Here is a 21,273-nt window from a genome sequence, read left to right on the forward strand (position 1 = left end):
TGTTTCCCGATGCGCGTTCTGCTCGTGCTGTTCAGTCTGATGCTGTCCTTATCCACGTCTGCCGCCGAAAAGCTCCAAGTGGTGACCAGCTTCAGCATCCTTGCCGACATGACCCAAGAGGTCGGCGGCGAGCATATCCAGATCACCAACCTGGTGGGGCCGGACGCGGATGCTCACACTTACGAACCCACCCCAGACGACGCCAAGGCGTTGCTCAGCGCCAAACTGATCATCAAGAATGGTCTGGGTTTTGAACCGTGGCTGGATCGCCTGGTCACCAGCACCGAAACCAGCGCACCGGTGATCAGCGCCAGTCGCGGCGTTATTCCTCGTTCGCTGGATGAAGAGGGCGAGACCGTCCCCGACCCGCATGCCTGGCATAACCTGGCAAACGCCGAGCTGTACGTCAGGAACATCACCAAGGCGCTGGAGACCGCCGACCCGGCCCACAGGGCCGACTACGAACGTAACAGCCAGGCGTATCTGAAAAAGATCTATGCGCTGCTCGCCGATGCCAAGGTCAAGCTTGGTGCCTTGCCACCGGGCAATCGCAGGATCGTGACGTCCCACGATGCCTTCGGCTACCTGGGACAGGCCTATGGCATCGAGTTTATCGCGCCACAGGGGTTGTCCACTGAACGGGAGCCCTCGGCCGCCGATGTCGCGGCGCTGATTACCCAGATACGCCAAGCGAAAGTAAAAGCCGTGTTCATGGAGAACATCAAGGACGCGCGCCTGCTCAAGCAGATAGCGGCTGAAAGCGGTGCGCACATCGGCGGCACGCTGTACTCCGATGCGCTGGCGGCCAGCGGACCGGCCAGTACCTTCATCGGATTGTTCGAGTACAACCTGAATACGTTGTACGACGCGTTGCGCCGGCCATGATTTGCAAGCGTCCTTGAACGAACTTTCGTGGGAGCAAAGCTTGCTCGCGACGCGCACGAGCCTTGCTGCCACAGATCAACCAGGTCATGTACGCCAGAGCTGGATTCAAGCCCTCGGCTTGACCGTCCCGCAATCCTGCCCCAGCCACACGGCGCGAGTGTCCAGGCTGCCGTTCTGCTGGATGCCGGTGGCATTGAATGTGCCGTTCACCGCCGTAGTGAATTCCCGATCACTCTGGAATGTTGCCACCCCATTGCCTTGGGCTTTCGGACAACTGAAACGAAACTTCCACTGATTGCCGGTGCGCTCGGTGATCTGCTGCTTGCACCCCGATTGCGGGTCTTGCAGCGGAATGTCATTGGTCTGGACCTGCTCCGGGGTCAGGCATACGCGAATACCCTTGCCACCCATGGTGATGCCCTGCTTTTCCAGCATCGCCCGTTGCTCCGGGGTGATCTGGTTTTGCAGTTGGCCAAGAATCAGTTGCAGGTCCGGCAGATTCTGGTTGTCGACCTTCATATTGCTTGTAGTCAGTTCCCACAACCCTGGTTGAAGCATCTGCGCCTGAGCCGCCACAGAAACCGACAAACCAACCGTCAGGGCCAAACCCAGCAGACAAACTTTCATCACAAGCACTCCAGAGGACAGGTGGCCGTTAGACGTCTCCCACAGGCTTCGGTTCAGGCTCGGCAGGAGTGAATTAATTAGCGACATCCGTCGTGGAACATGGTCTGTTAAGCATTGAAACTTCAGGAGCAAGGCTGCCCCATGGATTACTTCGGCCCGCATGTTTTCGGTTACCTGATCGCACTGCTTCACACTCTGGGTTCCATCGCCGCCGTTCACGCGGTGCTTACGGTGCGCACCGCTCAGGGTTCCATCGCCTGGGCCCTGTCGTTGGTATTTATCCCCTACCTGACATTGATTCCCTACCTGGTTTTCGGCCGGAGCACGTTCGACGGCTATATCAAGGCGCGCCGGCAAGCCAACGAAGAAATGCGCAAAGCGGTTTCCGAGCTGAACTGGCGGCCATGGGTCGAAGAAGCCCTCGCCGCCCGCGCCTCTGAGGCCTACGCCTCGTTACGGGCGATGCCCAAGCTGGGCCGCACGCCGTGCCTGGCGAACAACCAGGTGCGCTTGCTCATCAATGGCTTCGCCACATTCGAGGCGATTTTCGAGGCCATTGAGAGGGCCCGGGAAGCCGTGCTGATTCAGTTTTTCATCATCCACGACGACCGCCTCGGTCAACGTCTAAAAGCGCTGCTCCTGAAGAAAGCCGCCGAAGGTGTTGCGGTGTATCTGCTGTATGACCGCATTGGCAGCCATTCCCTGCCCCACCGCTACGTCCAGGCTTTGCGTGATGGCGGGGTCCATGTCAAAGCCTTCGCCACCCGTAGCGGCTGGCTCAACCGATTCCAGGTCAATTTTCGCAACCATCGCAAAATCGTCGCGGTGGACGGCGTCTTGGGTTTCGTTGGCGGCCATAACGTGGGCGATGAGTACATGGGTGAAAAGCCGCCCTTGGCGCCATGGCGCGACACCCATGTGGAAGTACGCGGGCCCGTCGTGGCGAGCATGCAAGAGTCGTTTGCTGAAGACTGGTTCTGGGCGGCCCGCTCATTGCCGCCGCTCATCCTGCCGGACGCGTACCCGGATGATGGCGTACTCTGCCAGTTGCTGGCCAGCGGCCCGGCCGACGCGTACGAAACCTGTTCACTGTTTTTTGTCGAAGCGATCCATGCGGCCAGCGAACGTGTCTGGATCACCACGCCGTACTTCATTCCTGATGAAGCGGTATTCGCTGCGTTGCGCCTGGCGGTATTGCGCGGGGTAGACGTGCGCATCTTGCTGCCCTCACGCCCGGACCATAAGGTCGTCTACGCGGCGTCGAGCCTGTACGCGTTCGAAGCCGTACGGGCCGGCGTGCGGGTGTTTCGTTATGAGCCGGGCTTCCTGCACCAGAAAGTCGTGCTGATTGACCGGGAAATCAGCGCCATCGGCAGCGCCAACCTGGACAATCGTTCGTTCCGGCTCAACTTCGAGGTGATGCTACTGACCGTGGATATTTCGTTCGCCGCCCAGGTCGAGCAGATGCTCGAGGACGACTTCGCCCAAGCGCTGGAAATAGACAAACAGGAAAGCCGGGAGACCCACCGCCTGCAGAAGATCGGCATGCGGATCGCCCGGCTTATTTCCCCGATACTCTAAGTGGCACACATCTGATCAAGGGGTATAGATGTCGTCGCGAGTCCAAGGCAATTCATGGCTGCCATCGGCGTGCGTCTTCACCGCCAGGATCTGGTGCAGGTTGATCCACCCCTTGGCGAATGCGTAGGCGCATCCGGCCAGATAAAGCCGCCAGATCCGCAGCGCTTGCTCCGGCACTTCTTTGGCGGCGGCCTCAAGGTTATCTTCCAGCCGCTCACTCCAATGATCGAGCGTGCGGGCGTAATGCATGCGCAGGCTTTCCACATCGACAATCTCCAACCCCGCTTCGCTGATCTGGGCGGAAATCATCGACAGGTGCGGCAGCTCGCCATTTGGGAACACATACTTCTCAATGAACTCGCCCGCGCCACGTCCGACCGGGCGACCGTCAGTGTGCTTGGCGGTGATGCCATGATTCATCACCAAGCCACCCTCGCGAACCGCGCCGAAAAGCGTTTTGCAGTACTGCTGGAGATTGGCATGACCGACATGCTCGAACATGCCGACGCTGACCACCTTGTCGAAGCGACCGTCCTGGGGCAGGTCCCGATAGTCGAGCAACTGCAACTCCACTTGATCCTCCAGCCCCTGCGCCTTGACCCGTTCCCGAGCGAGGGTCAGTTGCGCCTGGCTGAGCGTAATGCCGAAGACCCTGGCGCCGAATTCCCGGGCAGCGTAACGGGCCAAACCACCCCATCCGCACCCCACATCCAGCAGATAATCACCGGGTTGCAGACGCAGTTTGCGACACAGATGGCGGAATTTGGCTTGCTGGGCTTGTTCGAGGGTTTCGCTACCGGTCTCGAAATAGGCACAGGAATAAGCCATGTCGCTGTCGAGCCACAGCTGATAGAACGCGTTGGAAAGGTCGTAATGATAGGAAATCGCTTTGGCGTCGGTTTCCTTGTCATGAACTGAACGCACGGGTTGATTCGCGCCATCGTCTTCCATCAGCGCCTGACTCAGTTCATCACAGACGCGAATGACTTCGTTGATCGAACCTTCGAGTTCCAGCTTGCCTTCTACAAACGCCGCACCCAGCGCGTTCAGACTGGGGTGGGTGAATTGCGCGACCATTTGTGGGTCCTTGACCACGATCGTGACGCTGGGGTCGGCACCCAACGTAAACTCATGGCCGTCCCAGAGCCGCAGCCGAAGCGGTAAATGCAGATTCTGTAAGGCCGGTGGAAGTTGCGCGAGCATGAGATATCCCCCTTGTTTCAGACGACTGAAATGAGGGTAGACCATCCTAGAAAAATAGCAGGCTATCGAATTTATAGCCTTTTTCTATCGCCTTCCACATCTACTGTTCTAACCAGTAACTCCCTGAAGGGGTACACCCTCTGCGTAGCTGACTATGAGTATGGCCTACAGTTCGCCGAAATTCCCGTTTGGTCGAGGGTCTCGATTTTCAACAACGGTTCCTGAAACCGCAAAAGACGCCCGGCATTACCCAAGACCAGCAACGTGCTCACGTTATGCAGCAATGCCGCGATCATCGCCCCCGCCGCGCCGAGCCAACCGAATGCGGCGAAAGCGATGATCGCCAGCGTCCAACCCAACCCGATGATCACGTTGACCTGCAACGTGCGCCTGCATCGACGACTCAGGCGCACGCAGGTGCCGAGGCGGCGCAGATCACTGCCGATCAATACAATGTCCGCCGACGCAAGCGCGATGTCCGAGCCACCCGCCCCCATCGCTATGCCCACTACTCCGGCCTTGAGCGCCAGGGAATCATTGATGCCATCCCCCACCACCATGGGTCGCAAGCCGTGGTCGATCTCGGCCATGACCCGTTTAAGTTTGTCTTCAGGCAAAGCGTGAGCCTGCACTTCGCCAATACCGATTTCCCGCGCCAGTCTGTTGGCTACGCTCTGGCGGTCCCCGGTCAGCAACAACTGGCGCCCCAGGCCCAGCGCCCGCAACTCAGCCATGGCCTGGCGCGCTTCCGGCTTGGTGCTGTCGGCCAACAACAGCCAGGCGATGAACGTTCCACCCAAGGCCAGGCCGGCAATAGGTCCGTCATGGTCAGGGATCGGCGAAGTCTCGATCCCCAACCGGGCGAACAACTCAGCCCGACCAAGAGCCGCCTCACCTTGGTCGGTCATCGCCACCACACCCAACCCTTGGTGTTCGTGGATTTCGGTCAGCGGCAGATATTTTTCCGGCGCCACCAACCCAGCCAACGCACGACTGACCGGATGGCTGCTGGCCGAACCGAGGCTGGCGGCCAATGGCAGCAGAAAGGATTCATGCTCGCGGACGCTGTCGATGGATTGCAGGCGAAGGATGCCGTGGGTAAGCGTGCCCGTTTTGTCGACGACCAGCGAGGTCAGGTCCGCCAGTTCCTCCAGGAAGGCCGCACTACGGATCAGGATTCCATGACGCGCCGCGACTGCGATGCCGGCAACCGCCGTCGCCGGAGCTGACAGGACCAGTGCGCAAGGACACGCTGCCACCAACACCGCCAGCATCGCCTGGGCGTCGTTTGTAACGAACCAGGTCACCGCCGCCAACAGCAACACCAGCACCAGATAGCTGGCGGCGTACCGTTCAAGCAACCGGGTGATGGGCGGTTTGGAACGCTCGGCGTTTTGCATCAGGGCAATGACTCTGCCCAGCGTCGACTCATCCCCCGTGCGAGTCACTTCCAGGCGTAGCAGGCCATCGAGGTTGATCGCGCCCCCAAAGACCTCAGTGCCCACCACCGCCTCCAACGGCACCGCCTCACCCGTAATGGGCGCGGTGTCGAGACTGGCCTGGCCAGACAGGACCCGGCCATCTACCGGCACCCGATCACCGGCGCGCACTTCCACCACATCGCCGGGCCGGAGCGTGGCGTTGTCGACTTCGATTATCGAGCCGTCGGCCTGAACCTTGCGCCCCTGGCTTCGGGTCAGTTGAGCGAGGGCATCGATGGCTTCCTGGGAACCGAGGACGCTGCGCTCCTCCAGCACGTGACCGAAGGTCATGATGATCGGCAACAGCGCAGCCGTCAGCAAATCCCCCGTGGCCCAAGCGCCGAGCATGGCCAGGGCAATCAGTTGATCGGTGACGCCATGCAGGCTCGGATATCGCAAGCTGTACCAGGCCGAACGCATCACCGGTACAGCCACCAACACGGAGGCCGCCCCCCACAGTAGTTGGCTGACAGCGTTCTGCTCCGGCGCCCACCCGTGCCATACCAGACCCAACGCGAGCAGACCGAGGGCAATCATCGCCAGCGTCAGTTGCCGCGCAACCGTACGCTGTTCGCTGGAAGACAACATGGGCGCGGTGAGGGTCTCGGCGTTCATTGCTCAGCTCCCTGAATGATCAGGCGGGAATCGTCTTGCGGATCGACCGTTGTCACCGAACCGGCCTGGCGAAGAATGCCGGGTATACGTTCGCGATAAAGGCGCAGCAACATCTGAGGATCGCTCTCCTGAGTCTTCGCCAGGCTGAGGACCGTGGCAGTGTCAGCCGAGGCTTTGGCGAGCCGTTCAGTGGCCTGAGCATGGGCAATCTGAAGGGCACGATCGGCGTCCTCGCGGGCGGTCTGGGTCAGTTTCTCGGCTTCGGTGCGGGCGTTTGCCACGGCTTGGTCCGCCTGCTGGCTAGCGGTCAGTACCGCATTGAACGCACTCACCGCAGCGCCCGGAAGGCTCGATTGCACATCGACGCGCACCACCTCGATCCCTAGCCCCTGCCCTGTCGCGGCAAGATCGGCCAAGCGTCGATTGATGCCCTGGAGCAGATCACTGCGCAAGCGTTCACGGCGCTCGGCCGCCTGGTTATCGCGGCCGATCAATTCGGGACGAGCCACGAGAATCGTATCCAGGTCCCGTGCTGCAGTAAGGCTTATGGCGCTGCGGGTGACCAATCGGTCCAGCGCCGGCAACACATGCTCGCCCTGTACAACGAAGGCATAGGGCTCGCTGACTTTGTAGAACACCCGCACATCCAGCTGCACCACTCCCGCGTCACCGGTCAATAGATAGCCAGAACCGGCCAGCGCATCGCTGACCGGTGAGGCAAAACTGGCGACGCGGTCAGCCTGCAAAGCCGCATCCGAACGCAGCAAGTTTTCCACCCGCCGCTCCAGGACCCGATCCGCCGCCGGCAGCAAGATCACGTGTTCCACCGGACGAGGCCAAGCAAGCAAAAGGCCGGCATTCTGGACTCGATCCAGGGCGCCGAAACGCAGGATCACTGCACGACTCTGCGGATCAATCTGTCGCACATTTGAAAATGCCCAGGCCAGCGCGGCTAAAACCGTGACGGCATAGAGCGCCAGAAAGGCTAGCCGTCCGGCCTGAATCCACGGACTGGACGCATTTGTTCCACGTGGAACCAAACTCATGGCCGTGTTCCACCTAAACGTTCCACGGATGGAGGGCCCTCTACCAAGGCGCGAAACGGTGCGGCGTCGGTGCGCAAAATCAGTTTCGTACCCGGGGAAACAATTGTTCCCAAGGTGTCCAGAGAGCGCAGAAGGTTGTAGAGCTGGGGGGACCCGGCGTATGCCTTGCTATAGATCCCGGCAGCTTCAACACGGGACTGCGCCTCGATCTCAGCCGCTTTCACCTTTGCATCGGCCTGAAGAATCCTCGCATCACGCTCTGCGGCAGAACGAATCTGCGCCGCTTCACGCTTGCCAATGGCGGTGCGCTCAGTAGCAATGGTTTCACGCTCAGCGCGCATGCGGTCCACCGTCGCAGCCAGCGTCACCGACGGTAAGGTCAAGCGCTCGATGCCAACTTGCAGCACCCGAACGCCGTAGGTGCTGAGCAATTGTTGATCAATCTGCTGCCGCAACTGAGCTTCGAAATCGGCGATGCGCACTTGGCTGGCATCGGTGTTGACCAGGCTGGCCAAATCAAAACTGGCGGCGGTGGTTTCCAAGGCTGAACCAACGAACGTGCGAATCTGCCGTGCAGCTTCATCCGGTTGATTCTGCACCGCACGCATAAAGCGCTGAACGTTTTGCGGGTCACCCTGCACCTGCCACGCGACGTAGGCCTGAACAATGATCCGCAATCCGTCGCGGGTACCCACGTCCTGCAGCCCGCTGGAGGTGGTGCGTAATCGCAGGTCCACCGGGATCGCCGCTTCGAACGGTGCCGGCCAGCGCCAGTTCAAACCCGGTTGCAGCAGCACCCGCGCCGGATTGCCGAAACGGGTAATGACCGTCGCCTCTCCCGAGCGCACTTGCACCAGGCTGGCGGCAGCGATAGCAAACGCCACCAGCAGCGCCGCCCAGCCCATCCGGCCCCAAGGAAACGGGCCGGCCACATGTGGATCGTCATGATGGTGATGATGCCCATGGTGATGGTGGTGGCCGGCATGAGCGTGACCGGGATGATCATGGTGATCATGTGAAGAAGACTGGCTCAATGGGCAGCTCCTGGCTGGACCGGGTTAGGCGGCGACGCGGGATCCGCCGGCAGCGTGAACGTACGCAAATCGAGGGTGGGTGCGTTGCTCCCAGCCCCCAGGCGATGATCGAGAATCAGCAGCTTTGCATTGCCAAGTCCCTGGCTTAGCTGGCTGAGATATTGCTCCAGCACAAAAGCATGGCCAGCCGTTGCGTAGGCTTGGCGTTCGGCGTTGAAGCGCAAGTCGGCGGCTTGGGCGGTCGCATTGATTTCTCGGGCGGTGGCTTGAGCCTGGTCATGGACGATGCTGGCTTGCAACTGCGCCTGGTTAGTCTGCTGCGCTGCGGCACCACGCTCCCGGGCGATCAGGGCCTGGGCGCCAATCTGCGCCGCTTGCACGCCGTGATAGGCATTGGCGGCGCCGGCCGGCGGATGAATCGCTTCGACCACCGTTGCCAGAATTTCCACACCGCTGTCGAGCCTCTGCAAGTCAGCCTGTACTGCACGGCCGATTTCATCCGCCAGACTGACCCGATCGACACCCAGCAAACCATCGAGCGTCCGCGAGGCGAACTCATGCACCAGAACGCGGCTGGCGGTGCTGCCGATCAGCGCGGGCACATCGGCACTGTTGTAGGTGGCCGCCAGTGCCGCCGCGTCGGTAAGGCCGATGCGATAAATGAAACGTACGTCCATATTGACGATCTGGAAGCTCTGCTGGTCGGCTCGGCGGCTGGCAATGACTTGGGATTTTTCGTTCACATGACTGGCGTCCCACAATCGATTGGCAGCCGCGGGTGCCGGTCCTTCCGCTGAATCAGCCTCGGTAACCATCCGGTTGCCGCCGACGCTGGTGGCCAGTTCATGCACGACGCCGTTCTCGACGTTCAACACCCTGCCCAACGGCCACGGCAAGCCGACTTGCAGGCCAGGGCCGAATACTTCCACCGGTTTACCAAAACGCTCGTAGATGCCCCGCCCTTGCAACGCAACCTCATGCACGCCGGTCAGCAGCCACCCCACCAAGGACACTAGCGCCAGCACCGGCAAAAAGGCGCGACGCATGTAGTTGAACGCCCAGATCTGACGCAAGTCGATACCGAAATGACTGTGCAGCTCATGTTGCAGCGCCGACAACGGCTGTGGCGGCCAGCGCAGCAACTCGGCGATGACACTTCGGCCCAGCAATGATGGCTCCAGGGAATCCCGGCGCGGGCTGAACAACGACAGCAATGCGCGCAGTAACAATTCCGCCGCCACCAGAGCCGGCAGCACCCCCATCAGCACGGCCAGGCGCACCGGCCAGATGGACGTTTGTGCGGCGAACAGCACGCACAAGGCGCCCAGCACCAGTACGACAATCGCCACCCGGGTCAGCTGAGCCAGCGCCTGGGCCTCCGGCCATTGCTGAGGGGATTGCTGGACCCACTGACGCTCCAATACCAACAACCCGAACGCCAGCAGCAAAGAGAGCACCGCTCCCACACTGGCCGACACGCCGAGCTCGGTCGCAGGTAATTCCAGGTTCCAGGTTTGCTCCAGACTGAACAGCACCAGGAGTGCCCAACCGAGCAGCCACAATGTGGGGCCGCCGATGTGCTTGAGCAGGGCGATCCAACGGACACTGATTCGATCCAGCAGGCGCTCATACCAGCCATGGTCATCCACTGGCGGGGTTTCAGAAACCGGGATATCCATAACCGGCATCAGCGCCATGCCCCGCCACTGGGTGATCCACCAGGCCGATTGCAGACCCGCCACCAGCACCCATACTCCGGCACTTTGACTGACCAGCAGCGGCGGCCACATCGACTGCGGCGAGAACAACCCGATGAAAAACGCCACCACCAGACCCAGGCTCGCTACGCCACCCAACCCGAAGGCGATCCGCCTCAAGCGACGCCCCTGAAAGAGCGCCTGCTGGAACCGCGGCAACTGGGCTACCTCTGCCCCCTCGACATCAAGATCGATTTGCATACCACCCCGACGCGGCTCTGTTACATATCGTTACCTTATAACGACTCTTGTGAAATTTATGTTTGAGCACCTTCTTGCAAATTCTCGACCCTGGCCCTTGACCGAGATATTCGAGAACGCACATATTACGATCATAATTTTTCTCAAGCAGAGCGGGAGAAGCGCCATGAGCAACTACGACGTGATCATTCTGGGCGGTGGCCCCGGTGGGTATAACGCGGCGATTCGCGCCGGACAGTTGGGCTTGAAGGCCGCCTGTGTCGAGGGCCGAGCCACCTTGGGCGGCACCTGCCTGAACGTCGGTTGCATGCCCTCCAAAGCATTGCTCCACGCCTCGGAGCTGTACGAAGCGGCCATGGGAACGCCATTCGCCAATCTGGGCATCGAAGTCAGCCCCACCCTCAACCTCGCTCAAATGATGAAGCAGAAGGACGAGAGCGTGGCAGGCCTGACCAAGGGTATCGAGTTCCTGTTTCGCAAGAACAAGGTCGAATGGATCAAGGGCTGGGGCCACATCGACGGGCCCGGCAAAGTGACGGTCACTGGTGAAGACGGCGGCAAGACCACACTGAGCGCCAAGGACATCGTCATCGCCACCGGTTCCGAGCCCACTCCCCTGCCGGGTGTGGCGATCGATAACCAGCGCATCCTCGACTCCACCGGTGCATTGTCCTTGAGTGAAGTGCCGCGTCATCTGGTGGTGATCGGCGCAGGCGTCATCGGCCTCGAACTAGGTTCGGTCTGGCGGCGCCTGGGCGCTGAGGTCACGGTGGTGGAATACCTCGATCGCGTCTGTCCTGGCGTGGATGGCGAGGCCGGCAAGACCTTGCAACGGGCCCTGGGCAAACAAGGCATCCAGTTCAAACTGAGTTCCAAAGTCACCGGCGCCACGTCTTCGGCCAGCGGCGTGCAATTGCAGGTTGAGCCTGCAGCGGGCGGCGAGACGCAGCTCTTGGATGCAGATTATGTGCTGGTCGCCATTGGCCGTCGGCCGTATACCCAGGGGCTGGGGCTTGAGAACGTCGGCCTCAGCACCGACAAACGCGGCCTGCTCGCCAACAAGGGCCACCGCACCGAAGCGCCCGGCGTGTGGGTGATCGGCGACGTGACATCCGGTCCGATGCTGGCCCACAAGGCGGAAGACGAGGCCATGGCCTGCATCGAACAGATCGTCGGCAAGGCCGGCGAGGTCAACTATGATCTGATCCCCAACGTTATCTACACCCGTCCAGAACTGGCCAGCGTCGGCAAGACCGAAGAACAGCTCAAGGCTGAAGGCCGCGCCTACAAGGTCGGGAAGTTTCCGTTCACGGCCAACAGCCGGGCCAAGATCAACCACGAGACCGAAGGTTTCGCCAAAGTACTGGCCGATGAACGGACCGATGAAATCCTCGGCGTACACCTGGTGGGGCCAAGCGTCAGCGAGATGATCGGGGAATACTGCGTCGCCATGGAGTTCAGCGCCTCAGCCCAGGACATCGCGCTGACTTGCCATCCGCACCCTACCCGCTCGGAAGCCTTGCGCCAGGCGGCGATGAATGTGGAAGGGATGGCGACACAGATGTAATGCGTGAACTTATCCACAACACGCGGGGAGCAAGGCTTGCTCCCCGCGTATCTGGATGTCTACAAAGCTTAACGAGCCGAAATCCGGGCCTTGCGCTGGCGACGGCTGATCAATCCCAGCCCCAGCGCCACCACCAGCAGGCCACCGGCTATTTGCAGCCAAACCTTATAGGGCCGCAACACCGAACGAATCGGCTCCAGCGCCTGGGTCACGTAGCGTTTGTCCGCGTTGCCAAATTCAGGATAAGGGCAGTGGCGGCCAAAATCCCAGGCCCACTCCACGTAAGGGCCGTGCTGCACATAACGTTGATACAACGCACGTTGCTCCGCCAGGCTGGAGTTGTACCCCACCGCGGCGCACAGCACCGCCGCAAACGCATGGCTGGTATGGGGCAGGTTATCGGCCGCCTGGCTCGCCAACGCCGTGGCGACAAAACGATAGTGATAACGCGCGTCCGGTTGCGCGGCGCTGGCCTGCTGGCGTTGCCACTCGCCTTCGCTGATCAGCGGTCCAACCTTCAGGTCGGCGGGTTCAAGGCTGTAGTTGCCGCCAAAGGTGGCGTAGTCCGGCGCCATCTCGTAACCGAGCAGTTCCATACCATGGGTACGCGCGAACCAGGATGCATTGAAATACGCCTCGGCCCGTCGAGTGGGCCACCACCTGGACTCGGCCTCCTGGCGCAACTGCCCATACGCTCGGGCCTGGTTCTGTAGCTCGACGTTGTCGAAGTAGTCCGGCGCCTCGTCGTAGCGTCCTTCTCGCAGCAAGCGGCGCCCCAGCAGATTGCGCAGGTTCGCGGCCACCGGCAGTTGCACGTAATTGTCGCGATCCTGCTGGCTCAACGGCGGCACCGCCGGGACTTGAGCATCGACGTACTGCTTGAGTTCGTCGACGGTCAGCACCCGCTCAGCGACCGTAGCGGCGTCATACCAATAAATGCTCTGGCTGCGGTAGAGCTGATCGAAGGCTTGAAGGTAATCGCCCCGTTGCAAGGCCAGGATCGCGCTTTCGCCTTCGACCCGACACTTGGGTTGCACGGACTCGTAATTCCAATCCGGCGTGCGTCGCTCGCCCCACGACTCGTCTTTGGGAAACGCCTGGGCGGCTTTGGCATAGGCCGCCGCCGCGGCGCCTTTGTCACCCTCGCGCACCGCCAGTTTGGCCCGCAGCCACCAGGCCAGCCCGCTATCCCCGGCCTTTTCCAGGAACGCCTTGGCGGCGGCATAATCGCCTTGCTGATAATTCACCGCCGCCAGACGATCGGCATTATCGAGACTGTCACGGGTGCTGGCTTGCAGCAACTTGACCAGCCGCTTCTCGCCGGCCGGTTGCTCACCGAATGACCAACCGATACGGCTGAGCAACGAAGCGGTGAGCAGTTGCTGCACTGCTTTGCCTTTGAGCTGGCGCATCAACTGCTCGTCCGGCAGCTCGCTCAGGTCACCGACCAATTGTTTCAACGAACTGTAGCCAACCTCGGAGCCCAGCAGGTTCTGGCTGGCGTAGAGTTCAATGGCACTGTTCCAATCGTCACGGGTGTAGGCAACCCGGGCTTCTTCGCCGAGGCTGGCGACACCCAGCTCCAGCGGGTCGCTGAAGCCACTGATGCTCAACTGACGAGCCTGACGGAACGCCTCTTGAGCCTGCTCCAGCAATACGGCCGGTTCACCGTTGCCCGCCTCGCTGCTCATGGCGAACAAGGCTCGTCCCAGGGAATACGCGGCCCATGTGCTGCGCAACCGGCGCTCTTGCGATGGCAACGCGAGCAACTGACGGAACGAATCGACCGCCAGCGCATGCTCGCCGGCGTTGAAGGCTGTCGCGCCGATCGCGTACAACCGCAGTTCGGCAGGCAGATTCGCCGCTTCGGTGGTGACCTGCTGAACGTCGGTCAGCGCCCGCACCCGCTCCACCACCGCTTGCTGCGGCGGGGTCAGGCCAAGCCGTTCGGCCTTGTTGCGTTGTTCGACGTAGGCAGGCACATCACCATAACGCTGATCCGGGTTGGCCGTCGCATCGGTGGCCGACTTGAGCCCGGCTATGGCGTGGCCGAGGCGACTGATCTCGAAGCGAAAGCTGCCTTCGGGCAAATCCGCCAGCGATTGGCTGCGGTTATCCAGCAGGCGCATCGGGAAATCCGGTCCGCAGGCCAGCACCTGGCCCAACGGCAGGCTGAGGCTCAGACAGAGCAGACGACTGGGCCACTTACGGGTGGACATTGAAACCTCCTTGGTCAATTTTCGTACAGCGCGCCCAGCCAACGGCACGCTGGGCGCCGGCGGCCAGGCGGCCTTCCTGAATGCGGGTGAAGGTAAGCAGTCCGGGAGTTTGTTGCAACGTGTACCCCGCCAGCGCATCGGCACCGTCGCAGGCACCAACGACCAAGGTCAGGCGTTGCGGCCAGGGACTGTCGAGATTGCCCTGGTTAACCAACGCAATATCGTAAAGCCCGTCCTGTTCACGCACACGCAAGGCCAACCGACTGTCCAGGCGTTCCCCCCGCGCAACGGCACCGAGGGTGGTCAAGCTCCAGGCACGTCGGTCATCCGCCAGCGGCAGGCGAAACCAGATCAGCCCGGCCAGATGTGTCGGCGGGTCGGCCCGCAGTTCTGCCACCAGCCCGGCCACTTGCTGCGGGTCGGCCAGCAGCTCACGACGCTCGCCGCCTTGATCGATCGGCACTTCGCTTTCAACCACCGGCACACCACTGTCCTGAGTCAACAGCGCCATGCCGTAGGCTGGCAGGGCCAGATAGAACGGTCGCGTGGTAACACCGCTCCAGCGTTCGGCCCAGCGCAAAGCCTGTTTCGGGTCGAACAGCCCCTGCCGGGGATCACTGACCGCGTGGACCTGCAACACGCTGCTGTCCACCGTCCGCAGCAGCCCTGGCAACGCAGGGCTGTCGAGCCAGGCAGGTAATGCCGTGATGCTCAGCCCCAGCGTGGCGGGCAGGGCTTGCCGCAAGCGGTTCAAAAATGCGCCATAGGCAGGCAGTCGCGCACTACCGGCGTCGTGGTCGATCTCGATCCCTACTGGGGCCAGGCCTTGCGCTTGCCAGTCGCTCAGCAGCTGCTGGATCTGCGCGATCACATCGTCCTGATCCAGAAATTTGAGCTGACCGTCCAGGCGTATCACTGCGATCAGCGGTCGACCGTCAGCCTTGAGCAGTTGCGCATCGATCCGCGCGCGGCTCCAACCGGCCCGGGGAAAGGCCTGCAAGGCAAGAATGCGCAGGCTGGAAAAATCCTTATGGCTTTGTTGGAGCGCCAGCACGTGGGCCGGCGTCCACTGGCGCTGCCAGACATAGAGTTGGTGATCGAGAACCGGGGGCGGGGACTGTTCGCAGCCGCTTAACAGCACTGCGGCAAGGATCAGCGATAGCCGGAAAAGAAAAGCCATGGAGTTTCAGCACCCAAAAAAGGCTGGCAGATTAACCCCTCCCGCGCCAGCCACAAATGAATTCATCCTCAGTCCCTGTCATCCAGGCTTGCGCGCAATAATCACCTGACTCTTGGCCACCACCGCGTCCAGTGCCTGCTTGATCTGCGCGCCGCGTGGCGAATTGAGCACCGCTTGCCAGGTGTCTGCCCAATGGTTGAGCAACGGGTGGTCGGCATTGCTGAAATCGACTTTCGCTTCCCAGAACAACAGCATCCACATCGACCAGTAGAAACCGTACTGGCTGTGGCTCAGCACCTCCAGGCCGGCCTCGCTGACCATCGCCTTGAACTGCTCTTCACTGATGATGCGAATGTGGTTGGGCTTCTGGAAATACTCCGGCGCGGCGATGTCCTTTTGCAGGTCTTCGGAGCTGGGGTGCGGCACGCTCAACAGGTACAGCGCGCCGGGCCGGCCGACCCGGACCAGCTCGGCGAGAAACTGCGCCGGGTCGTCAACATGCTCAATGACTTCCGTGGACACCACGCGGGTGACCGTCCCATCGGCAATGGGCAGCGGGTTGCAGTCGGTCACATGGCATTCGACGTCACGCGCCGGAGTGTCGCTCAAGCGCTGGCAGGTGGCCTCGACCTTGGCCGCGTCGATGTCGGCGATGATGATCTTCGCCCCGCGCATGCCACAAAAATGCACGTTGCCACCGTCGCCGCAGCCAACGTCCAGCAATGTGTCCTCAGGCGCAACCGGGAAACCGCTGAACAGCTCTCCGGTTTGCTGATTGAACCAGCCGCTGAGCATCGCATCGTGCAGCCCGAGCATATAGGGATCGACCTTGTCGGCCGTTGGCGTTGCGGGCGTACCCGTGGTGAGTTTCTTCAAAAGGCTCAGCATGAAGGGGCTCCAGAGACGGGAAGGACGGGACGGGCGGCACGCAGGCGTTCAACCAGTTGAGCTCCGCGCTGGCGCATGGGCATTTCAACCATCCGGTAGTTGAGTTCGCTCAACAGCCCGATCAGCGTCAAGGCACAGGCAAGGGCCAGCCAAGGATCACTCGCCACGTCCGGCGACCCCAACGGGGCGAAACGAAACCACAGCTCGCGCAGCAGGAAAAACACCGGGATGTGGATCAGATAGATCCCGTAGGAGCGGCTGCCAACCCAGGTCAACGCGGTTTTCAACGGGCTGCGCGGCAGCAGATAGTCCCGGTCATAGGAGGCCACCCATACCAGCACGGCACTGAGCAGCGCGATGACCCCAAGACGGTAGAACGACAGATTGAAGTGTTCAGTGGCAATCCACGCCATCACGCCCCCCAAAACGACGATCAGCAACATCCCCGCTCCGGGCCAGCGCAGCCACCTGGGCTCGAACCGCCCGTACCCGTGCCGCAAGCTCCAGATCGACAGCAGCACGCCGAGGGCCAGGGCGTCGGTGCGGATCACCGAGAGCCATACCGCACGCCAGGTGAAAAACTGTACCAGCACCACCGCCAGCAACACCCAGACCAGATACCGGCGCGAGACGAACACCAGCAGCGGCAGAATCAAATAGAACTGCTCTTCCAGCGAGAGCGTCCAGTAAACAAAGCTCGCACCATATTCATACCGCATGAATGCATCGGCAAAACGCAAATTGGCGAATTGCAGAAAACCGGCCAGGGTCGCCTGTACGTTGGCTTGCACACTGCCAAACGCACCGGAACGATTAAAAAACAACGCAGCCAGCAGCATCAGCAGCAACCAGAGCCACGCCGACGGCAGCAGGCGAAACGCCCGGCGAATCCAGAATTCCCGGGCGGTGGCCCAGAACTGCCGAGAATTGTCACAACCGCGCAGTTGCGGGATCAGACTGCGGCCAATGACAAAGCCCGATATCGCGAAGAACAGATCCACGCCCCACCATAGTTGGAAGCTACCGGAAAGAGCCGACAGACGCGGCCATCCGCCGGGAAACGGCATGCCTTGTACGTGATGGAACAGCACACCCATCACCGCAACGGCGCGCAACAACTCGATGTCCATGATTCGCTTGCTGCTCATGCTGAGCTCCGGGTGGCAGGATCAGGTTTGCGGGCAATGATGACCTGGCTCTTGGGCATGAATTGATCGAGGACCTGCTTGATCACCAGGCCATCGGGTCGTGTCAGCACGCCCTGCCAGAGAGTCGCCCAGCTCTCCATCAGCGGCGGGTAAGGCGCCTGGATCCGGTCACGCACCGCCCCCTCGAGGGCTCGTCCGGCCGCGCGTTCACTGGCCCAGAAAAAAATCATTCCCATGACCCAGAAAAAGCCGCTGGCCTGGCGATGCTCGATGACCAGCCCCGCGTCCTCCACCAATGCAGCGAATCGTTCGGCACTGAAAATCTGCACATGGTTGGGAGACTGGAAGTAACCCGGCGGTGCGATGCCCTGCTGTAAATGCTCGCCCACCGGGGCCGGCACGCTGAGCAGGTACTGCGCCCCTGGCCGGCCCATGCGCACCAGTTCGGCCAAGAACGGCTCGGGTTGGTCGACATGCTCGAGCACTTCCATGCACACGATTTTGTCAGCGCAGCCATCGGCCAGCGGCAGCGGCAGGCTATTGCTGACCAGACCCAGAAACGGCGCGCGGGTCTGGGCCTCGACCTGACGGGCCAGGCTGCGCACCTTGTCGTGCTCGCTGTCGGTAAAAATCACTGAAGCGCCTTGGCGTACTGCAAACAAGGTCGCCACGCCCTCCCCGCAACCAACGTCCAACAAGGTGTCCTGGGCGGTGATAGCAAAGCCTTTGAGCAGCTCGCCGCTGTCGTTGAGAAACCAGCCGTCGAGCATTGCATCGTAGAGGCCCACGTCACGGGGCGACACGGCGCCAGTCGATGGCGGCGCGGCAGGTACGACGGGCGGCCTGAGCCACGCCAGCAACCGCCCGATCATGGCTGCTGCGCGTTCCGGCGACGCTCCAATACCTGTTCAAAAAACACCCGCAGACGCTGCTCGGCGTTGGCCTGGCTGCAGAACGTTTCCAGACTGCGCACGGCATGGGCCGACATGCGGCGATAACGCTCGGGGTCGTTTTTGGCCGCGTCGTAGCTGGCGCGATAGGCCGAGCACAGCGAGTCCCAATCGGTGACATAGCGCAGGGTTCGAAACGCTGCACGCGGGTCATGGGGCCAGGCAGTCAGTTCCTCGGAGCACTCGACGACGAAGGCATTGTCGCGGTCGATGTAATCAGCCATCGCCGTATTCAAGGGTGCAATTGCCGGCCGACCGCAGGACATGAACTCCATCAGGGGCAAGCACTGGCCTTCGCCGTAAGAGCAGTTGACCACATAGCGAGTGGCCTCCACCAACCGCTCATAGTCCGCGTCCGCCAGGTAACCGTGGATCAGCACGATGCGGCAGCGGTATGACTGGTTCTTGTAGACATGGTGCAGCATGTCGTTGAGTGCGGCAGTGACGTCGTGGTGGGTCAGCTTGAGTACCAGCGTTGCGTCAGGAACGTCGCGGAACGTCGCGCAAAATGCGCTGATCATGTCCTTCCAGTTCTTGCGTCCATCGTAAGGGTTGAAGACCGACGTATACACCACTCCGTCCAGAAGCAGCTCGCAATCCTGGGCCGGAGCATCAAAAACCAGCGCCGTACCGGCCTGGTGCGCTGGCGGGCCGTAGGGCCGCAAGTCGACGGTGCGGCTGTCGATCAACAGCCCGCGCAACTGCAGTCGCATGTGATCGACCGTAGGTCGCTGGGCCAGCATCGCACCGCGCGTGTAAAACCGGTCCCATACCGGAGCGGCAATGGCGACGATGGGGAAGTCCGCTCCCATTACCTCCCGCACGGCGTGGACGGTGAAGCTGGAATGGGTAATCGCCATGCCGGTCGCGCCAAGGACCACCCGCCAGTCGTGCCGCGGCTCACCCTGCCAGCTTTCGGTCGGGATGGTGCTGAACTCCCAGGCGAAGACGGGAATCGTCGGGCAGGCGTAGTGGGCATCTGTGCGATGGGGCGGGGAAAAGGACAGGAAGACACAATCCTCGCCGCGCCCCAGGCAATCGGCATATAGCTGATCGACTTCTTCTTCCGGCCGGGTCACTTCAATGACGTGTCCCAGCCGCTCCAGTACCGGGCGAAACTCCTTGAGCACGAAGTAATAGCTGTATTCGGGTTTGCCGAGGTTCGCCAGAATGTTGCTCTGATTGGTTTCCGAATAAACGATGATCAGCATGATGTGGAACTCACCTGGGCCAGCAGCGGCGCATTCTCGGCACGGCCTTGCGGGGCCAGGAAATCCACCAGGCGCTGCTGCACCGGGGTAAAACCACAATAGCGACGCATGCGCTCATTCGCCGCCACCGCCATGGCCTGGTAGGCCTGCGGCTGATGCCGGGCCATGGCGTAGCTCTGTTGGTAAGCAAGTTTCAGCGATCCCCAGTCGGGCCGATGGCGCAGGGTGCGGTACAAAATGCGCGAATCTTCCGGCCAGATGGTGGGTTCATGGCTGGATTTGACGATAAAGGCCACCTCGCTATCGATGTAGTCACGCATCGCCGTGTGGTCCGGCGCGATGGCCGGGCGCGCGCAAGACATGAACTCCATCAGCGGCAGGCACAAGCCTTCGCAGCGCGAAGCATTGACGTAAAAACTCGCCGCACCGTACAACCGGGCGAATTGCTCGTCCTCCAGATAGCCATGCATCACCACTACCCGACAGCTGAACGGCGATAGCTGGGACAGCAGCGTGAGCAACTCGACGTAGTAGGTCGACAGGTCGTTCTGGGTCATTTTCAGCACCAGCGTGGCGTCCTCGACGTCCCGCAGCGCCCAACAAAATGCCGTGATCAAGTGATGCCAGTTCTTGCGACCGTCATCGGGGTTGAACACGCTGACATACACCACCCCGCTGACTTGGGTTTCCACCATCAGACTGGTGTCCGGTAGAGCCGCCTGGGGGTGTTCCGGTGGCGCCGGTTCTGGGATCGGTTCGACAACATCTGGCACCGGCGCCGCCGGCCCTCTTACAACCCGGCTCACCGAAACCCGCACCGGCACTGGCACCAAGTCGCGAACCGCTTCGCGATACCAGCACAACAGATTGTGCTTGATCAGCCACAACGGCCCTTGATCAGCCTTGCCGGTTACGGCGCGCAGCACTTCGCGCAGGTAATGTCGGGAGATGAAAACGCGGCGCCGCCACGTCAGGGCCGGTGGTTCGACGAGCGCTTGCACCGGCGCCTCTTCGATCAGCGGAGCAATCAAGCCATCTGCCGACAGCCCAAGGGGACGGCTGTCGATGATGCAGCCCTTGATCTGCAAGACCGTGCCCGGATTGACCGGTGTGATGGGATATTGCTCACGAACCGCAGCGAAGCGTTCCCACAGTGGCGTGGGCAAGACCAGCACCGGGAAATCCTCGCCCAACGTACGACGGATCGCCTCGGCCGTGTGGCTGGACAGGGTAATCACCCGGCCATGGCGCGCCAGCGTGCGGCTCCAGTCATGGCGCAGGTCGTCGTCCCAGTGCTCGGCCGGAATCGAATCGAATTCCCAGGCCACCACGCAGACCATGGGGCATAGCAGATCGACGGGCGTCTTGTGGGGAGGTGAAAACGAGAGAAACAGACAGTCCTGCCCCGCCTGCTGCAACGTTTGATAAAGCGGATCGACCTCGGCGACCGATGACACCACATGCACCCGGCCCAGGCTTTCCAGCACGGGGCGATAAGCCTTGAGCACGAAGTAATAACTGTACTCAGGGCGGCCGAGGCTCTGGCTGATGGAGTGATCGTTTACGTCCGAGTAAAGAATGAAATTCATGGCATCCCATCATGGAGCGGCCATCCCGGCGACTCCATCTCATGACGGTCGACTCACGAACCGGCCCGGCCAGGAGGCCTTTGCTCGTCGA

General features: G+C 61.5%; 16 protein-coding genes. 3 read left to right on the forward strand and 13 right to left on the reverse strand.

Translation table 11 applies throughout. The features are described from left to right. Nucleotides 1-9: 9 nt before the first annotated feature. Nucleotides 10-885: a metal ABC transporter substrate-binding protein gene (locus QOM08_RS28000; RefSeq protein WP_316912378.1), complete on the forward strand. Its 876-nt coding sequence runs from the start codon at nucleotides 10-12 to the stop codon at nucleotides 883-885. A 105-nt stretch (nucleotides 886-990) separates the two neighbouring features. On the opposite strand, the gene QOM08_RS28005 is transcribed toward QOM08_RS28000, so the two are convergent. Continuing rightward, complete coding sequence (locus QOM08_RS28005; protein ID WP_139048682.1) at nucleotides 991-1,512, reverse strand: DUF3617 domain-containing protein; 522 nt, start codon at nucleotides 1,510-1,512, stop codon at nucleotides 991-993. A gap of 141 nt (nucleotides 1,513-1,653) precedes the next feature. On the opposite strand from QOM08_RS28005, the gene cls reads away from it, so the two are divergent. Beyond that, a complete protein-coding gene (gene cls / locus QOM08_RS28010; RefSeq protein WP_316912379.1) occupies nucleotides 1,654-3,093 on the forward strand; it encodes a cardiolipin synthase in 1,440 nt (479 codons plus the stop codon). Between the two features lie 15 nt (nucleotides 3,094-3,108). Here the strand turns inward: cls and cfaB are convergent, their stop codons facing one another. The 5 genes from cfaB to QOM08_RS28035 all read right to left on the reverse strand — a co-directional run bounded on the left by cfaB (nucleotide 3,109) and on the right by QOM08_RS28035 (nucleotide 10,430). Next, complete coding sequence (cfaB, locus tag QOM08_RS28015) at nucleotides 3,109-4,296, reverse strand: C17 cyclopropane fatty acid synthase CfaB (RefSeq protein WP_047226679.1); 1,188 nt, start codon at nucleotides 4,294-4,296, stop codon at nucleotides 3,109-3,111. A 152-nt stretch (nucleotides 4,297-4,448) separates the two neighbouring features. Then, nucleotides 4,449-6,392 carry a cation-translocating P-type ATPase gene (locus QOM08_RS28020; RefSeq protein WP_316912380.1) on the reverse strand — a complete coding sequence of 648 codons (1,944 nt, stop codon included), beginning with the start codon at nucleotides 6,390-6,392 and terminating at the stop codon, nucleotides 4,449-4,451. Further along, nucleotides 6,389-7,438: a protease modulator HflK gene (locus tag QOM08_RS28025; RefSeq protein WP_316912381.1), complete on the reverse strand. Its 1,050-nt coding sequence runs from the start codon at nucleotides 7,436-7,438 to the stop codon at nucleotides 6,389-6,391. The genes QOM08_RS28020 and QOM08_RS28025 overlap by 4 nt, the downstream gene beginning before the upstream one ends. Next, nucleotides 7,435-8,472 carry a protease modulator HflC gene (locus QOM08_RS28030; protein ID WP_310663033.1) on the reverse strand — a complete coding sequence of 346 codons (1,038 nt, stop codon included), beginning with the start codon at nucleotides 8,470-8,472 and terminating at the stop codon, nucleotides 7,435-7,437. Before QOM08_RS28030 ends, QOM08_RS28025 begins: the two co-directional genes overlap by 4 nt. Beyond that, a complete protein-coding gene (locus QOM08_RS28035) occupies nucleotides 8,469-10,430 on the reverse strand; it encodes a protease modulator HflK (protein ID WP_316912382.1) in 1,962 nt (653 codons plus the stop codon). The genes QOM08_RS28030 and QOM08_RS28035 overlap by 4 nt, the downstream gene beginning before the upstream one ends. A 166-nt stretch (nucleotides 10,431-10,596) precedes the next feature. On the opposite strand from QOM08_RS28035, the gene lpdA reads away from it, so the two are divergent. Beyond that, entirely contained in the window at nucleotides 10,597-11,997 is a 1,401-nt protein-coding gene (gene lpdA, locus QOM08_RS28040) for a dihydrolipoyl dehydrogenase (RefSeq protein WP_076383184.1), read from the forward strand. 68 nt (nucleotides 11,998-12,065) lie between these two features. Here the strand turns inward: lpdA and QOM08_RS28045 are convergent, their stop codons facing one another. The 7 genes from QOM08_RS28045 to QOM08_RS28075 all read right to left on the reverse strand — a co-directional run bounded on the left by QOM08_RS28045 (nucleotide 12,066) and on the right by QOM08_RS28075 (nucleotide 21,182). Next, a complete protein-coding gene (locus tag QOM08_RS28045; RefSeq protein WP_316912383.1) occupies nucleotides 12,066-14,216 on the reverse strand; it encodes a hypothetical protein in 2,151 nt (716 codons plus the stop codon). Continuing rightward, nucleotides 14,203-15,396: a DUF3142 domain-containing protein gene (locus QOM08_RS28050; RefSeq protein WP_316912384.1), complete on the reverse strand. Its 1,194-nt coding sequence runs from the start codon at nucleotides 15,394-15,396 to the stop codon at nucleotides 14,203-14,205. The genes QOM08_RS28045 and QOM08_RS28050 overlap by 14 nt, the downstream gene beginning before the upstream one ends. A 78-nt stretch (nucleotides 15,397-15,474) precedes the next feature. Then, nucleotides 15,475-16,284 (reverse strand): class I SAM-dependent methyltransferase, encoded by an 810-nt coding sequence (locus QOM08_RS28055; RefSeq protein WP_316912385.1) that lies wholly within the window; start codon nucleotides 16,282-16,284, stop codon nucleotides 15,475-15,477. Continuing rightward, nucleotides 16,278-17,432 (reverse strand): acyltransferase family protein, encoded by a 1,155-nt coding sequence (locus QOM08_RS28060; RefSeq protein WP_188251902.1) that lies wholly within the window; start codon nucleotides 17,430-17,432, stop codon nucleotides 16,278-16,280. Before QOM08_RS28060 ends, QOM08_RS28055 begins: the two co-directional genes overlap by 7 nt. Further along, nucleotides 17,429-18,304, reverse strand: coding sequence for a class I SAM-dependent methyltransferase (locus QOM08_RS28065; protein WP_316912386.1), 876 nt, complete (start codon nucleotides 18,302-18,304; stop codon nucleotides 17,429-17,431). Before QOM08_RS28065 ends, QOM08_RS28060 begins: the two co-directional genes overlap by 4 nt. Further along, nucleotides 18,301-19,593 (reverse strand): glycosyltransferase, encoded by a 1,293-nt coding sequence (locus tag QOM08_RS28070; protein ID WP_139048691.1) that lies wholly within the window; start codon nucleotides 19,591-19,593, stop codon nucleotides 18,301-18,303. Before QOM08_RS28070 ends, QOM08_RS28065 begins: the two co-directional genes overlap by 4 nt. Then, entirely contained in the window at nucleotides 19,587-21,182 is a 1,596-nt protein-coding gene (locus tag QOM08_RS28075; protein WP_316912387.1) for a glycosyltransferase, read from the reverse strand. Before QOM08_RS28075 ends, QOM08_RS28070 begins: the two co-directional genes overlap by 7 nt. Between the last annotated feature and the right edge of the window lie 91 nt (nucleotides 21,183-21,273).

Source organism: Pseudomonas sp. P105 (assembly GCF_032614175.1).
GTDB lineage: Bacteria > Pseudomonadota > Gammaproteobacteria > Pseudomonadales > Pseudomonadaceae > Aquipseudomonas > Aquipseudomonas rhizophila.

Bases quoted from the DNA above. Each gene is read 5' to 3' on its own strand.
- QOM08_RS28000 (WP_316912378.1), top strand. From the start codon at position 10: ATGCGCGTTCTGCTCGTGCTGTTCAGTCTGATGCTGTCCTTATCCACG.
- QOM08_RS28005 (WP_139048682.1), bottom strand. From the start codon at position 1,512: ATGAAAGTTTGTCTGCTGGGTTTGGCCCTGACGGTTGGTTTGTCGGTT.
- cls (WP_316912379.1), top strand. From the start codon at position 1,654: ATGGATTACTTCGGCCCGCATGTTTTCGGTTACCTGATCGCACTGCTT.
- cfaB (WP_047226679.1), bottom strand. From the start codon at position 4,296: ATGCTCGCGCAACTTCCACCGGCCTTACAGAATCTGCATTTACCGCTT.
- QOM08_RS28020 (WP_316912380.1), bottom strand. From the start codon at position 6,392: ATGAACGCCGAGACCCTCACCGCGCCCATGTTGTCTTCCAGCGAACAG.
- QOM08_RS28025 (WP_316912381.1), bottom strand. From the start codon at position 7,438: ATGAGTTTGGTTCCACGTGGAACAAATGCGTCCAGTCCGTGGATTCAG.
- QOM08_RS28035 (WP_316912382.1), bottom strand. From the start codon at position 10,430: ATGCAAATCGATCTTGATGTCGAGGGGGCAGAGGTAGCCCAGTTGCCG.
- lpdA (WP_076383184.1), top strand. From the start codon at position 10,597: ATGAGCAACTACGACGTGATCATTCTGGGCGGTGGCCCCGGTGGGTAT.
- QOM08_RS28045 (WP_316912383.1), bottom strand. From the start codon at position 14,216: ATGTCCACCCGTAAGTGGCCCAGTCGTCTGCTCTGTCTGAGCCTCAGC.
- QOM08_RS28050 (WP_316912384.1), bottom strand. From the start codon at position 15,396: ATGGCTTTTCTTTTCCGGCTATCGCTGATCCTTGCCGCAGTGCTGTTA.
- QOM08_RS28055 (WP_316912385.1), bottom strand. From the start codon at position 16,284: ATGCTGAGCCTTTTGAAGAAACTCACCACGGGTACGCCCGCAACGCCA.
- QOM08_RS28060 (WP_188251902.1), bottom strand. From the start codon at position 17,432: ATGAGCAGCAAGCGAATCATGGACATCGAGTTGTTGCGCGCCGTTGCG.
- QOM08_RS28065 (WP_316912386.1), bottom strand. From the start codon at position 18,304: ATGATCGGGCGGTTGCTGGCGTGGCTCAGGCCGCCCGTCGTACCTGCC.
- QOM08_RS28070 (WP_139048691.1), bottom strand. From the start codon at position 19,593: ATGCTGATCATCGTTTATTCGGAAACCAATCAGAGCAACATTCTGGCG.
- QOM08_RS28075 (WP_316912387.1), bottom strand. From the start codon at position 21,182: ATGAATTTCATTCTTTACTCGGACGTAAACGATCACTCCATCAGCCAG.